The organism is Mesorhizobium robiniae, from assembly GCF_040545535.1.
GTDB classification, from domain to species: Bacteria; Pseudomonadota; Alphaproteobacteria; order Rhizobiales; family Rhizobiaceae; genus Mesorhizobium; species Mesorhizobium robiniae.
In genome coordinates this window covers 176,729-200,709 of sequence record NZ_JBEPMC010000001.1, presented here as the reverse complement: position 1 = coordinate 200,709, position 23,981 = coordinate 176,729, and the positions used below count along the sequence as shown (strand labels likewise).

The 23,981-nt window shown below is 61.3% G+C and carries 23 protein-coding genes; 17 read left to right on the top strand and 6 right to left on the bottom strand.

The annotated features are described in order from the left end of the window. Positions 1-4 precede the first annotated feature (4 nt). The 4 genes from ABID19_RS00945 to ABID19_RS00930 all read right to left on the bottom strand — a co-directional run bounded on the left by ABID19_RS00945 (position 5) and on the right by ABID19_RS00930 (position 3,677). Positions 5-790, bottom strand: a complete 786-nt coding sequence (locus ABID19_RS00945) for an ATP-binding cassette domain-containing protein (RefSeq protein WP_354487270.1) — start codon at positions 788-790, stop codon at positions 5-7. Continuing rightward, complete coding sequence (locus ABID19_RS00940; RefSeq protein ID WP_354487268.1) at positions 787-1,698, bottom strand: ABC transporter permease; 912 nt, start codon at positions 1,696-1,698, stop codon at positions 787-789. The genes ABID19_RS00945 and ABID19_RS00940 overlap by 4 nt, the downstream gene beginning before the upstream one ends. 152 nt (positions 1,699-1,850) lie before the next feature. Beyond that, complete coding sequence (locus tag ABID19_RS00935; protein ID WP_354487266.1) at positions 1,851-2,924, bottom strand: sugar ABC transporter substrate-binding protein; 1,074 nt, start codon at positions 2,922-2,924, stop codon at positions 1,851-1,853. Between the two features lie 63 nt (positions 2,925-2,987). Further along, the gene (locus ABID19_RS00930; protein ID WP_354487264.1) at positions 2,988-3,677 is read right to left on the bottom strand and encodes an RraA family protein; all 690 of its coding nucleotides are present in this window, start codon (positions 3,675-3,677) and stop codon (positions 2,988-2,990) included. A 156-nt stretch (positions 3,678-3,833) separates the two neighbouring features. Between ABID19_RS00930 and ABID19_RS00925 the strand changes: the two genes are divergently transcribed. The 12 genes from ABID19_RS00925 to ABID19_RS00870 all read left to right on the top strand — a co-directional run bounded on the left by ABID19_RS00925 (position 3,834) and on the right by ABID19_RS00870 (position 17,455). Then, on the top strand, positions 3,834-4,868 hold the full coding sequence (locus tag ABID19_RS00925) for a LacI family DNA-binding transcriptional regulator (protein WP_354487263.1): 1,035 nt from the start codon (positions 3,834-3,836) through the stop codon (positions 4,866-4,868). A gap of 185 nt (positions 4,869-5,053) precedes the next feature. Further along, on the top strand, positions 5,054-6,085 hold the full coding sequence (locus ABID19_RS00920; RefSeq protein WP_354487262.1) for a LacI family DNA-binding transcriptional regulator: 1,032 nt from the start codon (positions 5,054-5,056) through the stop codon (positions 6,083-6,085). Positions 6,086-6,181: 96 nt separating this feature from the next. Next, the gene (locus ABID19_RS00915) at positions 6,182-7,945 is read left to right on the top strand and encodes an IlvD/Edd family dehydratase (RefSeq protein WP_354487260.1); all 1,764 of its coding nucleotides are present in this window, start codon (positions 6,182-6,184) and stop codon (positions 7,943-7,945) included. Positions 7,946-7,975: 30 nt separating this feature from the next. Further along, positions 7,976-8,857: an amidohydrolase family protein gene (locus ABID19_RS00910; protein ID WP_354487258.1), complete on the top strand. Its 882-nt coding sequence runs from the start codon at positions 7,976-7,978 to the stop codon at positions 8,855-8,857. Between the two features lie 109 nt (positions 8,858-8,966). Continuing rightward, positions 8,967-9,641, top strand: coding sequence for an RraA family protein (locus ABID19_RS00905; protein WP_354487257.1), 675 nt, complete (start codon positions 8,967-8,969; stop codon positions 9,639-9,641). Between the two features lie 124 nt (positions 9,642-9,765). Next, complete coding sequence (locus tag ABID19_RS00900; RefSeq protein ID WP_354487255.1) at positions 9,766-11,340, top strand: ABC transporter substrate-binding protein; 1,575 nt, start codon at positions 9,766-9,768, stop codon at positions 11,338-11,340. 56 nt (positions 11,341-11,396) lie between these two features. Beyond that, a complete protein-coding gene (locus ABID19_RS00895; protein ID WP_354487253.1) occupies positions 11,397-12,350 on the top strand; it encodes an ABC transporter permease in 954 nt (317 codons plus the stop codon). 74 nt (positions 12,351-12,424) lie between these two features. Continuing rightward, the gene (locus ABID19_RS00890) at positions 12,425-13,237 is read left to right on the top strand and encodes an ABC transporter permease (RefSeq protein WP_354488256.1); all 813 of its coding nucleotides are present in this window, start codon (positions 12,425-12,427) and stop codon (positions 13,235-13,237) included. Then, complete coding sequence (locus ABID19_RS00885) at positions 13,234-14,223, top strand: ABC transporter ATP-binding protein (protein ID WP_354487251.1); 990 nt, start codon at positions 13,234-13,236, stop codon at positions 14,221-14,223. Before ABID19_RS00890 ends, ABID19_RS00885 begins: the two co-directional genes overlap by 4 nt. After that, a complete protein-coding gene (locus tag ABID19_RS00880; protein ID WP_354487249.1) occupies positions 14,220-15,224 on the top strand; it encodes an ABC transporter ATP-binding protein in 1,005 nt (334 codons plus the stop codon). The genes ABID19_RS00885 and ABID19_RS00880 overlap by 4 nt, the downstream gene beginning before the upstream one ends. A 9-nt stretch (positions 15,225-15,233) precedes the next feature. Next, entirely contained in the window at positions 15,234-16,421 is a 1,188-nt protein-coding gene (locus tag ABID19_RS00875; RefSeq protein WP_354487247.1) for a mandelate racemase/muconate lactonizing enzyme family protein, read from the top strand. Beyond that, positions 16,418-17,455, top strand: a complete 1,038-nt coding sequence (locus tag ABID19_RS00870; protein ID WP_354487246.1) for a M14 family metallopeptidase — start codon at positions 16,418-16,420, stop codon at positions 17,453-17,455. Before ABID19_RS00875 ends, ABID19_RS00870 begins: the two co-directional genes overlap by 4 nt. Positions 17,456-17,590: 135 nt before the next feature. Here the strand turns inward: ABID19_RS00870 and ABID19_RS00865 are convergent, their stop codons facing one another. Further along, on the bottom strand, positions 17,591-18,061 hold the full coding sequence (locus ABID19_RS00865; RefSeq protein WP_354487244.1) for a winged helix-turn-helix transcriptional regulator: 471 nt from the start codon (positions 18,059-18,061) through the stop codon (positions 17,591-17,593). Between the two features lie 137 nt (positions 18,062-18,198). On the opposite strand from ABID19_RS00865, the gene ABID19_RS00860 reads away from it, so the two are divergent. Beyond that, complete coding sequence (locus tag ABID19_RS00860) at positions 18,199-19,605, top strand: MFS transporter (protein ID WP_354487243.1); 1,407 nt, start codon at positions 18,199-18,201, stop codon at positions 19,603-19,605. Between the two features lie 99 nt (positions 19,606-19,704). Further along, positions 19,705-20,571 (top strand): alpha/beta hydrolase, encoded by an 867-nt coding sequence (locus ABID19_RS00855; RefSeq protein ID WP_354487242.1) that lies wholly within the window; start codon positions 19,705-19,707, stop codon positions 20,569-20,571. 740 nt (positions 20,572-21,311) lie between these two features. Here the strand turns inward: ABID19_RS00855 and ABID19_RS00850 are convergent. Next, the gene (locus ABID19_RS00850) at positions 21,312-22,118 is read right to left on the bottom strand and encodes a helix-turn-helix transcriptional regulator (RefSeq protein WP_354487240.1); all 807 of its coding nucleotides are present in this window, start codon (positions 22,116-22,118) and stop codon (positions 21,312-21,314) included. A 94-nt stretch (positions 22,119-22,212) separates the two neighbouring features. On the opposite strand from ABID19_RS00850, the gene ABID19_RS00845 reads away from it, so the two are divergent. The 3 genes from ABID19_RS00845 to ABID19_RS00835 all read left to right on the top strand — a co-directional run bounded on the left by ABID19_RS00845 (position 22,213) and on the right by ABID19_RS00835 (position 23,841). After that, positions 22,213-22,578 carry a DUF1127 domain-containing protein gene (locus ABID19_RS00845; protein WP_354487239.1) on the top strand — a complete coding sequence of 122 codons (366 nt, stop codon included), beginning with the start codon at positions 22,213-22,215 and terminating at the stop codon, positions 22,576-22,578. A gap of 42 nt (positions 22,579-22,620) precedes the next feature. Continuing rightward, positions 22,621-23,355: a class I SAM-dependent DNA methyltransferase gene (locus ABID19_RS00840; RefSeq protein WP_354487238.1), complete on the top strand. Its 735-nt coding sequence runs from the start codon at positions 22,621-22,623 to the stop codon at positions 23,353-23,355. 240 nt (positions 23,356-23,595) lie between these two features. Beyond that, complete coding sequence (locus ABID19_RS00835) at positions 23,596-23,841, top strand: hypothetical protein (RefSeq protein ID WP_354487236.1); 246 nt, start codon at positions 23,596-23,598, stop codon at positions 23,839-23,841. Positions 23,842-23,981: the final 140 nt, after the last annotated feature.

Sequence of the window (23,981 nt, the reverse complement as noted above, 5' to 3'; positions counted from 1 at the left end):
TTGCCTACGCCGTCGCTGCAGGGCCGTTGGGGCGCACCCGGTTGAGATCGAATCCCACGATGAGGCGGATGAGCTGTTCGGTATCGGTTTCGGCGGCGGGCTGGTCGGCGATGATGCTTCCCTGCTTGAGCACGACGACGCGGTCGGCGACTTCGACGACATGGGGCAGGATATGGGTGATCAGCACAACGGCTACACCCTTTTCAGCAACGCGCCGCGCGAGATGAAGCACCGCCTGCGACTGCTCAACGCCAAGCGAAGCGGTGGGCTCGTCCATGAACAGCACATCCTTGGCCCAGGCCGCGGCTCGCGCAATGGCGATGGCTTGCTGCTGGCCACCGGACAGGTGTCCCACCGGCACCCCGGTGATGGAGTTGATCTTGGCGCCGAGCTCCCTGAGCAGCGCGCCGCTGGCCTGGACCATGGCGTTGCGGTCGAGGAAACCGAAAGGCTTCAGCCAGCCCTGCATGACCATTTCGCGGCCCAGATAGAGGTTGGCGACGACGTCGCGGTTGGGCGCGAGGGACAAATCCTGGTAGATGGTCTCGATGCCCCGCGAGCGGGCGTCTTGCGGGCTGGAGAAGGACACTTCCTGCCCGGCGTGCACAATCTGTCCCTCGTCCGGCTTGATGACGCCCGAGAGCATCTTGACCAAGGTGGACTTGCCCGCCCCGTTGTCACCGACCAGAGCGACCACCTCGCCACGGGCGATCGAGAAGTTGAGGTCATGGGCGGCAATGATGGGACCGTAGCGCTTGCTCAGCCCACGTGCCTCGAGAATTGGGATCATCGTCTTTCCCTCGCCTTGCGGCGCAGTTCGTCGGCAAGCACGGCCAGCAACAGCGCGAGCCCTTGCACGATGATCTGCCAGTAATTGGGAACGCCCAGCAAGGTCAGTCCATTGTTGAGAACGCCCAGCATGATGACGCCCAGCACAGTGCCACCCACGGTGCCGCGCCCGCCCATGAGGCTGGTGCCGCCCAGAATGACGCCTGCGACGACGGTCAGTTCCGACCCCATGCCGGCCACCGAGATGCCAGCCCCGGTGATGCCCACGAGAACCACGCCGGCAATGGCGGCGGAAACCGACGATGTGCAGTAGACGATAGTGCGCACCCGGCCCACAGAGACGCCCGAACGAGAAGCGGCGGATTCGCTGCCGCCAATGGCGTAGATATGGGCGCCGAGCCTGGTAAAGGTCATCAACACATAGACGGCCAGCAGAACCAGCAGCATGATGTAGATTGGCATGGGCAGGCCAAGGAAACGCCCATTACCGAGGAAGGAAATCAGCTCGTCCTGCACCAGGATCGCATTACCGCCGCCGCTCGACCAGGCATGCGCCAAGCCGCGAAACAGGAATTGCGTGCCGATGGTGACGATGAACGGGTTGATGCCGACGCCGATGATGAGCGCGCTATTGAGCAGGCCGCAGCCGAGCCCGACCCCCAAAGCGGCAAGGATCGCGATCTCGCCGGAAAAACCCGCCGCGGTCGCCTGGCCCAGCGCGATGCCGCTCAGGGCGACGACGGAACCGAGCGACAGGTCTAGCCCGCCGCTGACCAGCACGATCGTGGCGACGAAGGCCATGATCGCGGTCACCGAGACCGCGACGCCGATATTGGCGAAATTCACGGGTGACAGGAAATATGGCGTGAGCCAGGACAGGGTGACGATCAGGACAAGGATAGTGGCCACGAGGCCGCCCTGTTCCGGAAAAGCAAAGCGCCGTCCGGGCCTTTCAACTTTATCTGGGGTGGCAGCCACCATCGGCCCAACCTTTCATGCGCTGCTTCGACCGCCTTCCGGCAGGAGCGGAATGGAGGAGGGAGTTGCCTCCCTCCCGGCTGCTATGGATGCACGACGACGGGTTCGGAGAACACTTCGAGCGGCACGGGCAGGCCTTCGGCAATGTCGAGGGCCAACGAAATCTCGTAGACACCGCGCAGTTCGGGGGCCTGGCTGACGTCACCCACGAAGATCGGGTCGCCGCTATTGACGATTTCCATCGCGCCTGGATCGACGTCCGTTCCGATCAGGATGGCCCGCTCGCCGAAGTCCGCAGCCTTGAAGGCGGCGTACATGCCAAGGGCCTGAACGTCGGTGATGGCGTTGGAGATGATGTACTTTGCGTCCGGGTGAGCGGTGAGCCAGTCGGTGACCTTGGTCCGCGCATCGAGCGGGCCCTCGGCCTGGCGGCAATCGAGCAGGGTGGCGTGATCGGCGGGCATATCCGGGAAGGCTTCGAGCACCTTCTGCTGGAAAGTCGCGACCCTGGCGTGAGGGCCATTCTCCGAACTGCCGACTTCCGTGTTAGCGCAGGAAACTGCCCACATGTCGGCACCGGTCCATCCGCGTTGCCTCGCCACCTCGACCGCATATTCGGCACCGACCCGGCCGACGTCGGCCTGCTGGGCGGCAAAGAAAATCGCATTGGGCGGCGGCACCAGGTCGGCGAGAACCACCGGCAGGCAGGCCTTGTTATATTTGTTCATGAGAGCGGGCAGAACCGCGTCGACCTCGGTTCCCTCCAGCACGACGTCAGGTGCATACTGCACGACGGCATCGGCTACAACGAGGGGCTGCGTGGTGCTCGGATACTGGGAATCGAACAGCCTGAGCTCAATTGCCGCCTGCTCGGCCGCCTTTTGCATGCCGGGCGTCCACAGGGCCATGAACGGTCCGGTGGTCAGCGGCTGGATGAAGGCTACCTTCAACGGCTTCTTTGCCTTGCGCAGTACTGCCTTATAAGACGCGGGATGCTCGACCGCCGGCACGAACTTGCAGCTATCGTGATCGTAAACGACCCACTCGTCGCCGTGGCTGGCATAAGGTGTGGCAGAGATGACGTCCTGCGCCTGTGTCGGCAAACTAGCCAGCAAGGCAACTGTTGATGCAATTACTGCAACATGCGCTTTAGTCACGACCTATTCTCCCCGTATGGTTGGGGCCAGGTCGAGACCTGACGCCCCATTCCTAGAATTTTCCTAGAGAATTCCGTATTTCTCGAAGACCACGGCCAGCGGCGTTCCCTTGAGCAGTTCGGCCTTGGTATTGTCCTCGCCATCCACCTTGTCAAAGGCGAGGCGCAGCACTTCGTCTTCGATCTGGCGGGGAATGACGACGACGCCGTCGGCATCACCGAAGACGATGTCACCGCTGCGCACCAGTACGCCACCGCACTCGATTGCGGTGTCGGTCGACGTCATCTTACCGCGGCCACGGCTATCCAGCGGGCCGATGCCGCCATGAAAGACCGGGAACTTCGACTCGATGATGTTGCGCGTGTCCCGAACCATGCCGTCGGTAACGCAGCCGATGGCCCCGCGAGCCCGCGATGCGGTGCTCAGCAGGTCGCCCCAGGGAGCGATACGCCCGGAGGCTCCACAGCCGATGACGGCAATTTCCCCCGGACCCAGATCGTCCACGAAAGTGATTTCGGTTTCGTAGGGATTCTCGCCCTCGATGACCTCGAAGACGTCGGAATAAAAGCCGGTGCGGGCACGGCCAACCATGACGAGCGCCGAGTCAAGCGGGCGGACCTTGACCGACATGGCCTGGGACATGTGCCCCATGCGATCCATCACATCGGACAGAACGGCGGAAAACAACCGCTCCTTGATCCGGTCCAGATTCGCGATGATTGGCGTTGAAGACGACTTGCCATTACCAGACACCTGATTCTCCTGTGGGCCTTTTGCTGTGTTGATTTAACGTTACATCAACTTGAGGCCCTGTCAATGGGCCGAGTTGATTTCTGGCGGTCTTGTCACTCGCAACAAGAAAGGCGCAAAAGATAGTTGTCGGGCAGCAGCCCAGGGTGGAGAGGCAAATTGGCGAAGACCAACAACAAGCCAACGGTCAAGGACGTGGCCCGAATTGCTGGTGTCTCGCCCATGACTGTGTCCAATGTGATCAATGCCTCCGGGCGCGTGGGCGAGGAGACGGCGGACCGGGTGCGTGAGGCTATCCAGCAACTCGGCTACCGCCAGTCGACTACTGCCCGCCGCTTCAGGCTTTCCAAACAATGGGCAATCGGTCTGCTCGTGATTGATGAAAACCCTAATTTTCTCAGCGATCCCTTCACTGCGGAATTGATCTCCGGGCTCACGAATTACCTCACGAATATCGGATATAGCCTCACTATCAGAGGTATCAGGCCATCCCGGTTCGATGCACGGAACGCGTTCAAGGGCATCGAAACAGACGGCCTTGTCCTACTGCTGTCAGGTAAGCAGAACGCAAGACTTAAGTACGTTAGGGCGACCCAGGAACTTAAGGTTCCCACCGTAATGGTTCAGGAGCCGCCGTTTGCGGGCATGGCCGCGCTGGCAAGCGTTCGGCAGGACGACTATGGCGGTGGGGCCCTTCTTGCGAGGCACTTGCTGGAGACCGGGGCGCGGGTATTCTGGATGCTTGTTACCAAAACGATCTGGCCGGCCCTCGAAGCTCGCGGCGACGGCTTCAAGTCGATACTGGATAGCATTCCAGGTGCTCGTCTCGAGCTACTTATGTGCGAAAATGAGAGTTTTGAAGTGGTATACAAAACCACCTCCAATGCGCTGCTGCTTGGCAGGCCGGACGCATTGGTGGGTCTAAACGATCAAATGGCGATAAGCGCATTGCGGGCAGCGCAGGATCATGGGCTAGCTGCACCAGACGACATCCAAATCACGGGATTTAATGGCTTGGCGTTCTGGAAACTTACCAATCCTCGACTGACCACCGTGCAGTCCTGCGGCCACGACGTGGGATACCAAGCTGCGAAAAATCTCGTGGATGCTCTGAATACCGGAACCTTCTCTCAGAACGACATGGTCCTTCCCGTCAGGCTCTATCTGGGTCAAACCACATCCAGCCGGAAATAAATCCCGGACACTGACGATTGGCCGCAACTTGGCCAACAAGGACCAGAGGCTGCCCCGCCCCCGAATGTGAACGACACATGTGGAGCGACCACGACATTTAAAGCAATCCCACGCGATCTTTGCTTGATATCGAAATCCATTCTGTCCATTTATCGTGAAATGTACGGCACAGATTGGTGATGAACTTGAACAAGTTGAAACAGCGAGCGACGATCAAGGATGTGGCACTAGCGGCGGGGGTTTCTCCCATGACCGTGTCTAACGTCCTCAATGGCAGAATGCAGTACGTTGGTGTAGCGACCCGAAAACGGGTAGAGCACGAAATCGAGCGTCTCAACTATCGCCGCTCCACCACCGCGCGCAATTTGCGGGTCGCCGAACAGCGGTCCATTGGAATGGTAATAGTCGATGAGTCTCCGGCGTTCCTGGCAGACTTCTTTACCTGCCAGGTCGTGGCTGGCCTCACCAATGTGCTGAACGTCGCCGACTATACGTTGACGCTGCAGGGCGTACCCATGGCTTCCCTGGCCCGGTCGATGATCGTCCGAAATTACGAAGTGGCCGGTTTTTGCGCCATGATTTCCGGACCATCCACAGAGCGCAATGGCGTGATCCAGCTCTTGGCGGGGCTAGAACAGCCGCTCATTGTGTTTCAGGAAGAATTGGCCGGTCCGTCAACCGACATATGCACCGTTCGGCAGGATGACAGGGGCGGCGGCAGACTGATCGGTGACCACCTGCTTGCCCGCAAGGTGCGCCGACCGGTAATGATCGTGCCCATGCAGCATTGGCCGGCCGTGGAGAACCGGGTAGCCGGCGTGCGGGACGCCATCGCCACGAGCGGCAGCGAAGCCGAGCTGACCATTGTGCATGCGAACAGCGAGTCCTTCGCCGATGTGCAGGCGGCCATGGCGGGATATCTCGACAGCCATCCAATGCCTGACGCCGTGATCGGCGCCAATGACCAGATCGCCGTCGCGGCCATGCTCCTGCTGAACGAGCGCGGCGTGAAGGTGCCTGATCAGGCGCGTGTCATCGGATTCAACGGCTTTGAGTCCCATCGTTATTCTCAGCCGCACCTGACGACGGTGCTCTCGCCGGCGTATTCGATGGGCGAGTGCGCCGGCCGGGCGATGCTCCACCGGCTCAAGACCGGCGCGTTTGCAAGGAAGGACGAAGTCCTGCCGGTAGTGTTTGAAAACGGCGTCACTACTTAGTTGAAATGGATGGTTGACGGCACCTCGCCATTTAACGTTAAATAGGATAATGGAGATCCTGACAGCGACGAGCAACGGTGACCGGATGGAGCTAGCTTGACCACGCAGGGATCCGGCACGACCAATGCATATGGGGATGGGGGAGAACCGCGCGTATATCGGAGCGCCGAGTGGTTCGCCCGTTCAGGCAAGTATGGATTCGTTCCCCGGAGTTGGATGAAGAGCCAGGGCTTTTCCCAAGAACTGCTCGACGGCCGGCCGGTTATCGGCATCTGCAACACATGGTCGGAACTGACCAATTGCAACCGCCACATGCGCGAGTTGGCCGAACATGTGAAGCGCGGCGTGTTGATGGCCGGCGGCTTTCCGCTGGAATTCCCGGTCACCAGCCTTGGCGAGCCGCTGATGCGGCCGACCACAATGATGTTCCGTAATCTCGTCTCGATGGATGTCGAGGAAACGATCCGCGGCAATCCCATCGACGGGGTCGTGCTGCTGGCTGGCTGCGACAAGACAACGCCGGCCGTCCTGATGGGCGCGGCCAGCTGCGCCGTGCCGACCATCCTGGTATCCGGCGGGCCGATGCTCAACGGACGCTTCCGCGGTCGCTCGCTGGGCTCGGGCACCGACATGTTCAAGCTCGACGAGGAATACCGCACCGGACGCATCTCCCGGTCGGAACTCGACGCAGCCGAGGCGGCGATGAGCCGTTCGGCAGGCTCCTGCATGACCATGGGCACTGCTTCGACCATGGCGTCGCTCGGAGAGGCGATGGGCATCGGCTTACCGATGAACGGCTCCATTCCCGCCGTGGACAGCCGCCGGGCTGTGCTGGCCGAGGCTTCGGGCAAGCGCGCGGTCGAGCTGGTGCGGCAGAACATCACCATATCCAGCATCCTGACACGCGCCGCTTTCGAGAATGCGGTGCGCGTGAACGGGGCCATCGGTGGCTCGACCAATGCCGTGGTGCATCTGTTGGCGCTTGCTGGCCGGCTTGGTGTCGATTTCACGCTGGAAGACTGGGACCGTCTTGGGCGCGACGTGCCCACGCTGGTCGACCTTAAGCCATCGGGCCGGTTCCTGATGGAGGAATTCTTCGATGCCGGCGGCCTGCCTGTGGTGATGAAGCGAATAGAAAACCTGCTCAATCTCGATGCTCCGGCCGTCGAAGGCGGGACGATCGGCGAGCGGATCGTCGAGGCGCGGTGCTGGAACGACGAAGTCATTCGCACGCTCAGCAATCCGCTGACGGCCCAGGGCGGCATCATGGTGCTCAAGGGCTCCCTGGCGCCCGATGGCGCGATTATCAAGCCTTCGGCCGCTTCGCAGCACCTGATGCAGCACCGGGGCCCCGCCATGGTTTTCGAGAATGCCGAGGATATGCGGGCTCGGATTGACGACCCCGATCTCGACGTCGACGCCGACACCATCCTCGTCCTTAAGAACGCCGGGCCGCGAGGCTATCCCGGCATGCCCGAAGTCGGCACGATGTCGCTGCCCAGGAAGCTGCTCCAGCAAGGCATAACCGACCTCATCCGAATTTCCGATGCCCGTATGAGCGGCACGGCCTTCGGCACGGTGATCCTGCATGTCTCCCCCGAGGCGGCGATAGGCGGCCCCCTCGCCTTGGTGCGGACCGGCGACATGATCATCGTCGACGCCGCCGGGCGCAGGCTCGATCTCGACGTGTCCGCCGCGGAAATCGAGCGCAGGCGCAGCGCCTTCGTCCCGCCACCGCCTCGATACCATCGCGGCTATGGGCGTTTGTTCATCGACCACGTGCAGCAGGCCGACAAGGGTGTCGATTTCGACTTCCTGGTGGGGGGCAGCGGTACGCCCCCATCGAAGGTTTCATTCTAGCAAACGACACAGGAACAAGGGAGAAAACCGATGACCGGGCGCGCTTATTGCGACTGCCACGTGAACATCTGGAACGAAGAGCACGTGCTCCCGCTCTACAATCAACTGCTCGGCCGGGTCCGTGCCGGTGAGCTCGCGCCCAAAGCAGATGCCGAGACGCTGTATGACGAGATGGCCAATGTGGAAAAGGCCATCGTCTTCACACTGCGTTACGGCGACGCTATTGGCATCGAGGGCGACGATGCCACCACCGCCGCCGCAGTGCGCAAATATCCTGACAAGTTCGTCGGATTCGCCTATGTCGATCCGCGCCGTGCCGACTGCATGGAAATGCTGCGGCATGGCATCGAGGACCTTGGCCTCAAAGGCGCCAAGTTCGGCCCGATCTACAATGGCGTGCATCTCGCCGATCCGCGGCTCGAGCCGGTCTACGAATATCTGCAGAAGTACAACCTGCCGCTGACCATGCATATGGGCACCACCTTTGCCCGCAATGCGCCCGTGGAGCTAGGCCGGGCGATCCATGTCGAGCCCATCGCGATGAAATATCCCGATCTGACCATGGTGATGGCCCATATGGGGCATCCGTGGTTCGACGAGGCGATTGTGGTGGCGCGCAAGCAGCCCAATGTCTGGCTCGAAAACTCGGCGCTGTTCTACCGGCCATGGCAGTATTACAACATGCTGGTACTGGCCGAAGAATACCGCGTCGCCGACAAGATTTTCTTTGGCACCGACTTCCCCTTCGCGCGCGTCGATGAATCGGTGGCGGGGCACCTGGCGGTCAATCGTCTCGTCGAAGGCACGCCCATGCCGAAGGTCAGCGGCGAAACCATCCAGCGGATCCTGCGCTCGAACCCGTTAGAACATTGGTGGAAGGGCGACAACCCGCTGCAGCCCGCGCGCGGATAGCGGGTCACCAAAGCGGTTTGCATAAAAGCCAGGCCATCATACCAGAGCGGCCTTGACGGGGGCGCTAGAAATTGCATCATACATTTAACGATACATGGCGGAGGCTAGAATGACGGCAGGTTCAGATGGTGCGCTGTTCAAAGAGATGAGGGAGCGCTTTTTCTGCGCCCTGATATCGGACGTACTCGATAATCTGGGGCACATGAAGCAGGCGCTGCCGGCCAGCATTCGACCTGTCGACGAAAGCGTCGTGATGGTCGGGCGGGCTCGCACGATGCTGTATTCGGACGTCTATGCATTTCCCGCCCCGGGTGAAAATCCCTACGAGCTCGAGATCGCCCTGGTCGACAGCTTGCAGCGCGACGAAGTTGCCGTCTGCGCCTGTGGCGCGACGGGGCGCATCGCGCCCTGGGGCGGGCTATTGAGCACCGCATCCAAGGTGAGCGGCGCGGGCGGCGCACTGATGGATGGCCTCGTGCGTGACATCAAGGATATCCGCCTGCTCGGCTTTCCGGTCTTTGCCGCAGGCATCGGTCCGCTCGACAGCAAGGGCCGCGGAAAGGTGATCGCCATCGACGTACCGGTGGAATGCGCCGGTGTGCTGATCCATCCCGGCGACATCCTATTCGGCGACGCGGATGGCTGCGTGGCGATTCCACAGGCGGTCGAGCAGCAGGTGCTGATCGCAGCGCGGGAGAAACTGAAAGGCGAGAACAAGACACGCGAGGCGCTTCTCGCCGGCCGGCGGCTTGGCGACGTGTTCGCCGAGTTCGGCATCCTCTAGGGCACTGGCTTGAACGCCCGGTATCGCGCCGGACGGGAATGTCTTGACCAGACTATCGAACACGATGGCCCTGCTTCCAAAAGCTCCTGCCGTCGCAAGATTCACACTGAGTGGGAGACTATGCATGCCAAGACATAATGAACTTCTGCTTCGATCCGCTTTAGCCGCCGCAATCCTGGCCACCGCCGGAACGGCCTCCGCGCAAGAGGCTTTTAAGTGCCCCAAAACGGGCGGCAATCTGGTCGTAGGCCTTGAGGCCGCCGTGCCGACGCTCGACCAGCATACTGGCTCATCCTCGGCGACCCGCAATGTTGCGATGAACATCTTCGAGACACTGGTCATCCGCGATGCCGAAATGAACCCGGCACCCGATTTGGCGCAAAGCATCGAACAGAGCGGGGACGGCCTCACCTATACGTTCAAGCTGCGCGAGGGGGTCAAGTTCCACAACGGCAAGGCGCTGACCTCGGCCGACGTGATCGCTTCATTCGACCGCTACAAGCAAATGGGCGTCAACCGCGCCACGCTCGATATCGTCGAGAGCTGGGCCGCCCCCAACGACGCCACCTTCGTCATCACGCTCAAGAAGGCGCAGCCCACCTTCCTCGAGGCACTCTCCTCCTACACCGTTCCCATCGTCATACTGCCTTCCGAAGTCGCCGCGGCCCCGGCTGGCCAGATCGAGCCGATCGGCACGGGTCCGTTCAAGTTCGTCGAGTTCATCCCCGACAGCCACGTCACGATCGCCCGTTACGAGGAATATGTGCCCAACACAGCCCTCGCGGGTCTCAGCGGCTTTGCTGGCAACAAGCAGGCCTGCGTCGATACCGTCACCTTCCGCATGCTGACCGAAGTCGGTGCGCGCATGGCGGCGCTGGAAACCGGCGAAGTCTCGATTGCCGAGAACGTACCAACCATTTCCCACGAACGCCTGCGCGCCACCCCGGGGATCGAGCTGGTGAGCCTCAAATATCACTCGCTCAATGTGGGCTATCCCAACTGGTCGGCTCCCCCGACGGACAATCCGAAAGTGCGCGAAGCGATTCTGGCCGCCATGAATATGGAAGAGATCATGGAGGCAGCGACCGACGGCGCCTATGAGCTCAACTCGACCTTCCAATTCCCCGGCACGGCTTACCATTCCGAGGCCGGCAAGGAGTTCTACAACCAGAACAATATTGAAAAGGCCAAGGCGCTGCTGGCAGAAGCCGGCTATAATGACGAGCCGGTGGTGCTGCTGACCAACCAGCAATTTCCCAGCATGTATAACAGCGCCCTGGTGGTATCCGAACAGCTCAAGGCTGCCGGCATCAATGCGGAGTTGCGCGTCCTCGACTGGCCCACGGCGCTCGCGACAAGCGAGAACGAAGTCCAAGGCTGGAATTTCTTTTTCACCTACTGGGCCACGGTGACGGCGCAGGGTGGCGCGGCCTCGCTGCGCAATATCGCTAATCATGTCTACAAGCCGGTCGACAATGCCGCCGACGCGGCCTTTGACAAGGCCTTTGCGGGCGTACAGTCCGGCAGCACGGTCGAGGAACGCCGGGATGCCTTCGCACAGGCGCAGACGATTGCGCTCCAGAAGGTCATGGCCATTCCCTTTGGCTCGATGTCGAACGTTCAGGGTATCCGCAGCGATGTGGAGAACTTCGATCCGTTCTACAATACGCGGCTCGCCAACGTCTGGCTCGACCGATAGTTCAATACGGACGGGGCCGGGTCCAGCCGGCCCCCTCGACTTACCAGGGGCATTCAGTGATACGCTACACCGTCAGCCGACTGCTACAGGCCATACCGATCCTCATCCTGGTGAGCCTGATTGCCTTCGCCATCATCTACATGATCCCTGGGGATGCCGCGACGGTGATCGGCGGGCCTACGGCGACGGCAGCCGATCTCGCCCAAATCCGGCGCAACCTGGGCCTCGACCAGCCGCTGCATTCACAGGTACTGACCTTCTACGGCAACCTGCTGCAGGGTAACCTTGGGCGCTCGCTGCTGCTCGGCATACCAGTGACCGAGGCGCTGCTGGCGCGCTCGCCGGTAACGATCAGCATCGCCATCTATTCGCTGGTGCTGACCATCCTGCTGGGCCTCACCACCGGTATCATCGCGGCGCTGAACCACAACAAGTGGCCCGACCAGATCGCCACAGTATTCGCCCTGATCGGCGTTTCCCTGCCTAATTTCTGGCTGGCGCTGGTAATGATCATCCTGTTTTCGGTGCAACTGCGCTGGCTGCCCACCGGGGGCTATGTCCCGTTCCTGCAAGATCCGCTCGGCTGGCTACGCACTGCCACCCTGCCCGCCGTGTCGCTGGCCCTGCTGCAGGCCGGGCTGCTCACCCGCATCACACGCTCGACCATGCTCGAAGTTCTCAACCAGGACTATATCCGCACGGCGCGCGCTAAGGGCCTGAGCGAGTGGGTGGTGATCGGTCGGCATGCGCTGGCCAACGTCATGATGCCGGTGGTGACGGTGATCGGCCTCATTCTGTCGGTGCTGCTGTCCGGCTCGATCGTCATCGAGGCCATCTTCGGCATACCGGGAATCGGGGCGCTGCTGGGCAATGCCATCATGAGCCGCGACTACCCAATGATCCAGGGTGGCCTGCTCTTCGTGACGGCCGCGCTGCTGCTGCTCAACATCGTCGTCGACATCGCCTATACGGCGCTCGATCCCCGCATCCGCGTCAATGGAGGCAAGTGATGACTGCGACGATTCAGGTCGAGCGACATCTGGCGCCCGCAAGGTTCGTCCATACCCGGGCCCTGCTGCGGCGCATGCTGACAAACCGGTCCTTCGCGATCGGTGGCGCCATCTTTCTTCTCATCTGCCTGGCGACGGTGCTGGCCCCGCTGATCACCGCAAACGACCCCAATGCCCTCTCGGTCCGCAACCGCTTCAAGCCGCCACAACCCGGCTTCCTGCTTGGCACCGACAATCTGGGCCGCGATATGCTGGCCAGAGTGCTCTACGGCGCCCAGCTCAGCCTAAGCATCGGCTTTGCCGTCGTGATGCTGAATGGTCTGTTTGGCGTCATCCTCGGGGCGGTCGCGGGTTATTATCGCCGGCTTGACGATATATTGATGCGCATTGCTGATGCATTGATGGCCTTCCCCGCCGTCCTGCTGGCAATTGGCATTTCGGCGGCGCTGGGGCCATCGCCGGTGACGGCGATCGTTGCCCTTGCGGTGGTCTATATTCCCCGCACCGCTCGCGTCGTACGCGCCTCCATCTTGGTCATCCGCGAGCTCGACTATGTGCAGGCCGCCCGGGCCGCTGGCGCCACCGACAGGCGCATTCTTTGGCACCATATCCTGCCCAATTGTATGGCGCCACTGATCGTGCAACTGAGCTTCGTGTTCGCCTATGCTATTCTGTCCGAAGCGGTGCTGAGCTTTCTCGGCCTGGGCGCACCGCCCACCGTGCCCAGCTGGGGCGTGCTGATCGCCGAAGGCCGTGCCTTTATGCGCGAAGCGGCCTGGCTCACCGTGGTGCCGGGCGTCGCCATCGCGCTCACCGTACTGGGTCTCAACCTGCTCGGGGATGGACTGCGCGACGTTCTCGATCCGCGCATGAAGGTGGAACAATGAGCACAGGTCCCATCCTCAGCGTCGAACATCTCAGCGTCAGTTTCCCTATGGGTCGCGAGCGACTGGTGGTGGTCAACGATGTCAGCTTCGATGTCCGGCCGGGCGAACTAGTCGGCCTTGTCGGCGAAAGCGGTTCGGGCAAGAGCGTCACCGCGCTTGCCATTATGGGCCTGCTGCCAGAAACCGCCCATGTAATCGGGCGCATCGACTTTCAGGGCGAGGACTTGCTGACACTGCCCCGGCGGCGAATGCGGGGCCTGCGCGGGCGGCGGCTCGGAATGATCTTTCAGGAGCCGATGACGTCGCTCAATCCCATATTCACGGTGGGCGACCAGATCTGCGAGGCCATTCGCGCGCATGAGGCGATCAGCCGGAAAGAGGCGCTCGACCGGGCCGTCCTGCTGCTCGAAAAGGTCGGCATTCCATCCCCGCGCTCACGCCTGTTCGACTATCCGCACCAATTGTCCGGCGGCATGCGCCAGCGCGTGATGATCGCCATCGCCCTGTGCCTCTCGCCCAAGCTGCTGATCGCGGACGAACCGACCACCGCGCTGGACGTCACCATACAGGCGCAGTTGCTCGACATGCTCCAAGCGCTGCGCGAGGAGTTCGGCACGGCCATCCTGCTCATCACGCATAATATGGGGGTGATGGCCGAAGTGGCGGACCGGGCGGTCGTCATGTATGCCAGCCGCGTCGTGGAACAGGCGGCCATCGAGGATCTCTTCGACCGGCCGCAGCACCCCTATACCGAAGGCTTGCTCGGAAGCACGCCGGAAATGGGCAGCGGCGCGAGGCGGCTGCGAACCATTCCGGGTGGCATTCCTAACCTGGCGGACCTGCCCGAGGGCTGCCTGTTCGCCCCTCGCTGTCCCAAGGTCACAGAGGCCTGCCACGAGGCGCACCCGCCGCTGTTGGCGGTCGGCCCTGCTCAGCATGCGGCCTGTATCCATGCTCCGGATCTGGAACTGGCGGCGGCAAGATGACGGAAACCATCCTGGCCGTCCAAGGTCTCAAGAAACACTTCCCCGTCAATCCCAATGCCTGGCTTACGGGGCGTCTCAACCGCGTCCTGCGGGCGGTCGACGACGTCTCGTTCGACATAGCGGCCGGCGAAACGCTGGGGCTGGTGGGCGAGAGCGGCAGCGGCAAGTCGACTACGGGCCGGCTGGTCCTACGACTGATCGAGCCGACGAGCGGCGCGGTGAAGTTCCAGGGCGAGGATCTCGCCCGCGTCGAGCAAGAACATTTGCGACGCATGCGGCGCAACATGCAGATTATCTTCCAAGACCCTCAGGCCTCACTCAATCCGCGGCACCGGGTCGAGGACATCATCCTCGAGCCGCTCTATGCGCAGGGCGAGCGGCCGAGTGCCCGCCTGACCAACTACGCGGGCGACCTGCTCGACAAGGTCGGCCTGCGGCGCATTCACGCCCAGCGCTTCCCGCACGAATTCTCGGGCGGGCAGCGACAGCGCATCGGCATTGCCCGAGCCATCGCACCTCGTCCCAAATTCATCGTCTGCGACGAGGCCGTCTCGGCATTGGACGTGTCGGTGCAGGCGCAGGTAATCAACCTGCTGCAGGACCTGCAGGAGGAACTCGGCATGAGCTATCTCTTTATCGGCCACGACCTGGCCGTCGTCCGCCATATCGCCGACCGCGTAGCGGTGATGTATCTGGGGCGGATCGTTGAACTGGCGCCCAAGAGCGATCTCTATAACAGGCCGCACCATCCTTATACCCAGGCCCTGCTGGCTGCAGTGCCGGTTTCCCATCCGCGGATGCGGCGCACGCGAAGCCGCTTGCATGGTGAAACGCCAAGCCCGCTGGACCCGCCTGCCGGCTGTCATTTCCACCCGCGCTGCCCTTTCGCGCAGGATGTGTGCCGAAGCGAGACGCCACCACTCCGGCAATTCGCGTCAGGCCATCAGGCCGCCTGCCATTTCGCGGAGACCGTCGTCTCCGTTGCTCCGCCCCTCGTCTAGAGATCAGCCATGAAGATTACGCGCATAGAGCCCATCCTTCTCAAGGGCGACCAGAAATACACCTCCTCAACCAGTGGCGCCGAGGCCACCGACAATGGCGACTGGCAGTTGCTGGTGCGCGTCGAGACCGACGAGGGCTTCGAGGGCTGGTCGGATGCCGAAACTCTGGCTCCGGCCGCGGTGGCCATCATAGCCGGCCAAGGCATGGGCACGCTGGGCTTCAGAACGCTGTCCGACATCCTGGTTGGCGAGAACCCGCTCGATGTCGAACGACTGTGGGACAAGCTCTATGTTGGCAGCGCCTATTACGGCCGCCGCGGTATCGCCATGCAATGCATCTCGGCCATCGACCTCTGCCTCTGGTCGATCCGCGCTCAGGTGGCCGGCATGTCGATTGCGCAATTGCTGGGCGGACGGCGGCATGACCGGGTCATGGCATACGCCTCGACGCTTTTCCGCTCGACGCCAGAGGGCATGGCCGAGGCCGCCCGCGGCTATATCGACAAGGGCTTCAAGGCCGTGAAGTTCGGCTGGGGGGTGTTTGGCGAAGACAAGGGTCGCGACCGCGAACTGGTGGCGGCGGCGCGCGAGGCGCTAGGCCCCGACCGGCATCTGCTGGTCGATCCGGGCTGGTATCCGGCCGGCTGGAGCAAGCCGGGTCCGTCGCGCAGCCGGCGCGAAGCACTCGAACTCTGCGAATGGCTCGCCGATTTCCAGGTGGGCTGGATCGAGGATTTCATTCATCCCGAGCGAACCCGCGAATATGCCGAAATCCGACCGCTGAGCCCGACTCCCGTCGCCGCAGGCGAGCAGTTGTCGACCATCTGGGAGTTCGAGCGGTTCATCGGCGATGGCTGCGTCGATGTCATCCAACCGGACCTGACCCGCTGTGGCGGGCTGACCGTGGCGCGCCGCGTGGCCGAGATGGCGGTGAGCGCCAATATCGACCTGGTGCCCCATTCCTGGCTGACGCACCTGCTGACCGGCTATAGTCTACAGCTCATCGCCAGTCTGCCTCGGGCGCCATTCCTGGAATTCAACGTGAGCCAGAGCAAGCTGACTGGGGGCGTCGCCATTTCGCCCTTCAAGCTCGATACCAATGGCATGGTCGCGGTACCCGACGGCGTAGGCACCGGCGTCGAGGTGGACCGCGACTTTGTGGCGGCGCATCGGATCGAGACAGGCAGCGTGCTATGAAGCGCACCATCGTTAATCCAGCGCAGCTCGACCTCGAATCCCGCGGGCGCCGCGACTATTTCGTGGCCCTCGAACATGACTCGATTTGGGGCGATCATCTCATCCCGCTGACCGTCATCGTCGGCCCCGAAGCACGACACGGCCAGGGTCTCGTCGCCTTCGGCTCGAACCACGGCAACGAGTATGAAGGGCCAATGGTGCTCAAGCATCTGCTCTCCGAGATTGACACCGAGGCGGTGCGCGGGCGCATCATCCTCGTTCCGGTGCTCAATCCCGCCGCGTTCCGCGCCGGCACGCGGGATTCAACGCTCGACGACGGCGTCAACCTCAACCGTGCCTTTGTCGAGGGGGCCGGGGCCACGCCCGCTCTCGGTCGAATCACCCATCGCATCGCCCGCTTCGTGCGCGAAGCAATATGGCCGCATGTGCATGTCGTCATCGACCTACACGCCGGGGGCGAGGTGGCGCGCTTCGCGCCGGCAACGAGCTTCCACCCGATCGACGATCCGGAACAGGGCCGACACATCGAGAGTGCGGCGCGCTGGTTCGGCACGCCCGTGGTGATCGTCTATCAGAACGAAACGCCCGGTCTGCTACCAAGCGAAGCGGAGGCGCTGGGCAAGATCACCATCGGGTCCGAGCTTGGCTGGGGTGCGGCAGCGCAGCATCTGGGCATACGCTGGGGCCGCCAGGGGGTAATCGCGGCCGCGATCCACAGCGGCCAACTCAAGGGTAGCATCGCGCCAATCGACCATCATCGCGACAATTCTCAGGTCAAGGCGGCGATGGTCGCCCGCGAGTGCTTCACCACCTCGCCGGTCAGCGGACATTACGAACCACTGATGGCCTGCGGAGTGCGCGTCAAGGTGGGCACCGTGGTCGGGCTGGTCCACGATTTCGAGCGTATTGACGCCACGCCATGGGAGGTGCGGGCCGGAGTAGACGGAGTCGTCATCGCCCAGGCCTGGGGCGCGAGAGTGCGTCAAGGGCAACATGTGCTTGTCACGGGCATCATAGTGCCCTGGCTGGACTAAGTTCTGTAACAACAATGACGCGTCATCGCACAAAGCGGCTTTCGCGGCGACCGGAGGCCTCGATGTAGGTGGAAGATCATCTCGTCGCCTTCCTGCAAGAGACACGCGATAGCCCCCCAATTACGACGCCGCCGATCAGCGCTCCGAAGCGTCGTTGCGCTGCTTTCCATTCACTTCCAGATCGCGAGACGTCAAACGTTCGCCACAAGCGCGGCAATGCACCCGCGCCACGACTTCGTGATCACACTGTCGGTGGATAAGGCGGACCGAGTCCGGTTGTCCGTCCCGAACATGATCCTGGCCCCACTGCTTTAAGGTGAGCAGTACAGGCAGAAGGGCGCGCCCTGCGGCGGTAAGCCGATATGTGTAGCGCAATGGATGATCGCTATACGGCTCACGGTCCAGGACACCGTGCTCTTCCAACTTGCGAAGCCGGACGGCGAGAATATCCCGCGCCGCTCCGGTGTTGTTGACGATCTCATTGAATTTCTGCTGCCCGTAAAGCAACTCCCGAACGACCAGAAGACTCCAGCGATCGCCCACGACCTCAAGGGCGGCTGCGATATTGCACAGGCGTGGGGTTACATCGGGGGCCTTCGATTGCATTCCAGACCTCATACCAAGAGAAAGTTGGAAAATCAAACCATAGTGGGTTGTGATATCAAACCTACTGTGTAATTTTCAGAGTTTGAATATCCAACTGACCGTTGCGCGATGGCAGGGTTGAACTGCCTAAAGGGTAGATGACAACAATGGACACACAAACGCACGCCGCATTCTCCAGCGAAATCTCAGATCAGAGATCGCTGCTGACAACTTTCGTCCTATGTGGGGCGGCATTCATGGCAATGATTGACGTATTCATCGTCAATGTCGCCTTCCGTCGAATAAGCGCCGAATTTCCCCAAGCCAGCTTTGCCGATCTCAGCTGGATTCTGAACGGCTACACCATAGTTTATGCGGCCTTGCTGATTCCGTTCGGCGGGCTCGCCGACAAGTGGGGACGCAAGCGTGCGTTCCTTGCGGGCCTGACCATATTCACGCTGGCCAGCGTTGGCTGTGCGCTTTCGGGCGCGATGTGGTCGCTCATACTTTCCCGCGTGTTGCAAGCAGCGGGAGCCGCGATGCTCACTCCGAGCAGCCTTGGCCTTATATTGACGGTTCTTCCTGCGCAAAAGCGGGCGGGGGCGGTCAAGATCTGGGCGACGACATCCGCGCTTGCTGCGGCCGTTGGCCCGGCCCTTGGCGGGGTTCTTGCAGAATATTCATGGCGATGGGTTTTCATCATAAATCTGCCCGTCGGAATTATTGCCGGCATCGCAGCCGCATTGTTGATACCAAGTATCCAGCCGGCCAGTGTCTCGACCAAAAATCTCGATCTATTCGGCGCCTTGCTCGCTGCAATCGCTGTCGGGTCACTGTCTCTCGCCGTAGTCGGACATGAACAATCAACGAGCTTGGAAATCATAGTCTACTATGCCTTCGCCATTCTGGCTGCGGCCTGGCTCGTAGGGCGAATCCTGTTTCACCAGGCGCCGATCGTGGATCCGGACCTCTTCAGGGTTTCGACATTCACCTGGGCGAACATCACCATCATTCTGTTCTGCACGGCCTTTGCCGCTATGTTTCTGAGCGTCGCAATCTGGTTGCAAACAGTTGCCGGCCTTTCCTTGATCGAAACCGGATTTGCGATCGTCCCTGGCCCTGTTTGCGTGCCCATAGCCGCTTATTTCGTTCAGAAGTTTGCGTCTACCGCGTCACCGCGGGTGCTTGTGATCGTCGGGAATGTCATTTTTGCAATTGGAGCGTTGAGCCTCGCCTTCATGGCGTCAATCGCTCCCCGCTACAGCATAGATATCATGCCGGCATGGATGTTGGTCGGCATCGGCATCGGCATCGCCATGCCGACCATGATTGGGAGCGCATCGCGCGATCTTCCAGCAAACATGACAGCTACGGGTAGCGCGGTGGTCAATACAAGCCGCCAACTTGGCTATGTGCTGGGCGTGGCGCTGCTGGTGTCGGTTACGGGCTCTCTCAGTCTCGCCCCGAACCAGGCATTGCCCGCCTTTCAAGTAAGTTGGCAACTCATCGCCCTCGGCGCGGCGATCAGCGCGTTAACGGCGCTGGGTATGCGAAGGACAGCTTGATCTCCAGGTTTCCAAAACGTGCGTCCGCCTCGTTTGACCAGGCGAAAACGACCGCGACGCGGTTCCACACATCGATCGAACAGCAGGAAAGGTTTTGCTATGCGACAGAAAAAAGTGAGCGACGCCGAAAACCGACCTGCAGGGTTTGCCGACAAGCTGCTCCGTGTCAAGCGACCGCCTCTAGACCAGCAGTTTCAGGAACTGTCGAACACGGAATCCTTAACACTGCAAGTCGAGGCGCCGGGCGACTGGCCAGACGGTCGGCAGATCGAGGTGCGAGTCCATCGCTGGGGATCCGGGCGCAATGCGCTGCTTGTGCATGGATGGCAGGGACGGCGTTCCGACCTCATGGGCATCGGCCAAAAGCTCGTTGAGGCCGGCTACGCGGTCTGGCTTCCAGACCTTCCCGGGCATGGAGATTCGGCCGGCGAACGATTGTCCATTCCGTTGGCCGCCGCTGTTCTGCAAGCTCTCGATCGGATCGCTGGACCATTCGCTCTGGTATTGGGACATTCTATCGGAGGCGCCTGCGTGGTTCAGGCTCTGGAGCAAGGTCTTTCAGCTGAGCGGGTCGTCCTCCTCGCCACACCGACGCACTACGGCCACTGGGCCCGGTTCATGGCGCGCAAGGCTGGGCTTGAAGGAGACGAAGACGCGATCTTGCTGCGGTTGGAACGTTTGATCGGGCTCCATCCGGATCGCATCGACATGCGGCGACAGGCGGCGAAAATGTCCCAGCCTGCCCTGTTCATTCATTCATCCGATGACCCGGTTGTTCCTTACAAGGGTGCGGAGGCTGTTGCCTCCATTTGGCCGGGCGCTGAGTGGCTGCTCGTCGACGGCTTGGGCCACCACGGAGAGTTCCTGAGCGACAAGGTTGTCCTAGAGCGTGTCTCCGCTTTCGTAGGCAGCGCCCCCACGCATCTCGAAACTTCTCCGGCAACCGCGCAACGCGCGAACCTCTGAACTCGATCTCATCATCCGGCTTGGCCACGGCAGGTCTGGCCCGGGATCATCTGTATCAGGCCTCCGCCTTCAGTTGCCGCAGCTTTGCACGTAAAGGACAGGATCCGCCGATGCAATGACCGATTGTCACGGGTGTGGCGTTGATTGAGATCGTTGCCTGGCTGTGGCGGCGGCTGCAATGGTTGGCGTCATCGTATCGCGAGCGACAGCTCTTGCGACCTGAGTGCCGAGGCCATCACCAGACTCCGCCCACCGCGCATAATCTCGACCTTGAATTGCGGGTTGCCCGTGAAGCCTGCGACAGGCAAGAACATAGTTTCAGCGCCTGCGGAGACAATCTGTGTTCCCTCCGGTCTCCACGGGCCCATAATAGGCCCAAAACGTTTTGGGCCGATGGCAATTTTCATCAATGAAATCAAAGGTTTCGGTGGGCCCGGAGGATGTTTGGAAAATAAATCAAATCAAGCGGTTAGAGGTCGGTGGGACCGCGCAACATTGCAAATCTGTTCCAATGTTTTTCAATGTTTTTGTCCCACCACATGACGCCCGTAGGATCCAGAGCGACCTGTGTTCAGCTGCACGAACTCGGATGCCGACAAGGTCAAAGTTGCACCAAAAGCGGTTCTCCCTCAGGCCATCTCTAAATGTCGGGTTTGGGGCCGGAAGGAGACTGGCAGGTTCTGAAAAGCGAGGCCAAGAAGGCAGACTTACGCGGTAAGGCGCGCCGGGCATCCGGTGAATCACAGCTTCAGAGGCGTGTCTTGGAAGTATTTTCCGGGAGAGGTACCGAAGGCCGCCCGAAAAACCGCGATGAAGGCGCTGGGGCCTGAGTAGCCGAGTGCAAAAGCGATGTCGCCGACGCTTCGGCCACCGGCGAGCCACTCCACCGATTTCAGCAGTTTCGCCTGCTGTCGCCAGGCGCGGAAACTCATCCCTGTCTCAGACTGGAAGTGACGCTGGAAGCTACGTGGGGACATGGCCGCACGTGACGCAAGCTCATCGAGGGGCCAATCTGCGCCCGGCTCATTCCGAATGTCTGCGGCGATGTCCCGGAGGCGTTCGGATGCCGGCAACGGGAGAGACAACGGTGCGACCGGACTCGTCTGGAGCTGGTCGAGAATGACTGCCACAAGTCGTTCGGCGCGGAGGCTGCCCGCATCCGCGCGAGGTATTTCCAGAAACGCCAGGATTAGCTCGCGCAGGAGCCGCGTCGTACCGATCACGGAGACTTCCGGTGACAGGCTCGCCACCGCGTCGGGGCGGAAAAAGAGATAGCTGCGCTCCGTCTCCTGCAGGTAGGTCACCTTGTGGAGGACCCCGGACGGCACGAACACCGCGCGTTCGGGCGGGATGATGAAGTAACCCCGCTCGGTCTCCAGCCTCAACGATCCCCGCACGATCTGGAAAAGCTGCGCCCGGTGGTGCGTATGAAAAGCGTAGGTCCGCCCGGCGGGCTCTGCTCCGCCCTGAGCGACAGCGGTATGCGGATAATCTCCGAACCCGTCTTCCGGCAAATGAACGTTGATCAGGTTGTCGCGGGCAATCATGGCGGCTCAGAGACATAATTTGTCATACTGCCGATAACACGTCTGAGGGCAGTTCACTAGGTTGGCAATACTCAGCACAACTTGGACGAAAGTCATGACACTGGAATTCCAAATAGCCGAAATCCCGGAGCGCCTTGCCCGCGGCCTTCTGACGAAGCTGCCAGCTTTGAGGTTCGGAGCCTGCTGGTGGCAACGGAGCGAGACCGAACACGCACTACACCGACTATCGGATCGTGATCTGGCGGACATAGGTATTGCGCGTCGCGATATTCGCGAGTTCGCTTGGACTGGCACCGTCGCAGCCAGCGAGCGACGAAACAGATCACCGGCCGCTGCCATGGATGCGGTTGCCTGCGGGGAATCCCATGCCCCGAGCGGATGGGTGGAAGCCCTCGCTGATCCCTTTCGCGACGGCTCACGAATTAATGCGATGTCCACGAAGCCGCGGTCAACGCGATAGCGCCGCCGGTCTTGAAACAAGCGTACCAGAGAGGCAGACAGAATGCATGATGACGGGCTTTTCGACGAGAAGATCGCTGCGACCTACGATGATGATAAAGGCATCTCTGCGCCAGAGGTGATCGAGCCGGCCGTTGATCTCCTGGCCGAGCTCGCAGGAGGCGGGCGCGCCTTGGAATTCGCGATCGGAACCGGACGCATCGCACTTCCTCTTGGGCGGAAAGGGGTGCAGGTGGAGGGCATCGAGCTTTCGAGGCCGATGGTGTCTCGCCTTCGCGCTAAAGAAGGAGGCGCGGAGATCTCGGTAGCGATCGGCGATATGGTAACGACGGATGTCGCGAGACGGTTCTCACTCATCTATCTGGTTTTCAATACGATAAACAACCTGACATCGCAGGACGCTCAGCTCGCCTGCTTCCGGAACGCAGCCGCGCATCTCGAACCTGATGGACACTTCCTGATTGAGGTCGGCGTGCCACCGCTTCAGCGGCTGCCGGTCGGCGAGACGATCCTGGCGTTCGACCACGGCGAAACGCATTGGGGCGTCGACGAGTACGACGTGGTGAACCAGAATTTCTCGTCCCATCACATCTGGCTCCGTGACGGAAGCTATGAGCGATTCTCAGTACCGTTTCGTTATGCCTGGCCAGCAGAATTCGATCTTATGGCGCGACTGGCTGGTTTAAGGCTCAAAGAGCGTTGGGGCGGCTGGAAAAAGGAGCTGTTCACGCGGGTCAGCGATAAACATGTCTCCGTCTGGCAAAAGGTTGAAGGTTAGGACGCGTGGGGCGAAACGTCCTCGTCCGCAACGCGCCGATGGGAAGCCGGCCGCTTTCAACGCCATGCCGCTCATTCCGGTCACGCAGCAGGCAACGAGCATCTCCTGCATCTTGGCTTTATCGTTGGCGGGTCCGCTTTCAGGATCTGTTGAAGCCAGCCCAAACGACCGACATGCGGCGCAAAGCTGGCGCCGGTTGGATAGTGCCGCGATCCGAGTGCAATCTTCGGCGAGACGCCGATGAGCGAACTGACCTTGCTCGCCCGGCTTAACAAGCGCGTGCTGCACGTGAACATCCGCATCGGCATAGGAGTGGACACAGACAAAACGCTGGAAGGACGTCGGTCGGAGTCCTCGGTGAAGCGCGAACGTTTTCGCAAGATCCAGGCCGAGTCTGCTCAAGCTGAGGCATCCAGCCGGTCGCGAAAGCTACGGAGCTTGCTAGAGAGCTATGCAAATAGCGCGGACTGGCGCCCGCAATCTTAGTTCAATACTTACGCACCGCTGCTCCTAGCTGCAGCCAAAGGTGATCGGGGCATGTTGCGCGATTGCCACATAACTTCAAAATCCAACAATTTTTATCGGCGATGGCTGGTGATGGGCCTGTCACTAGATTTAATGCGAGT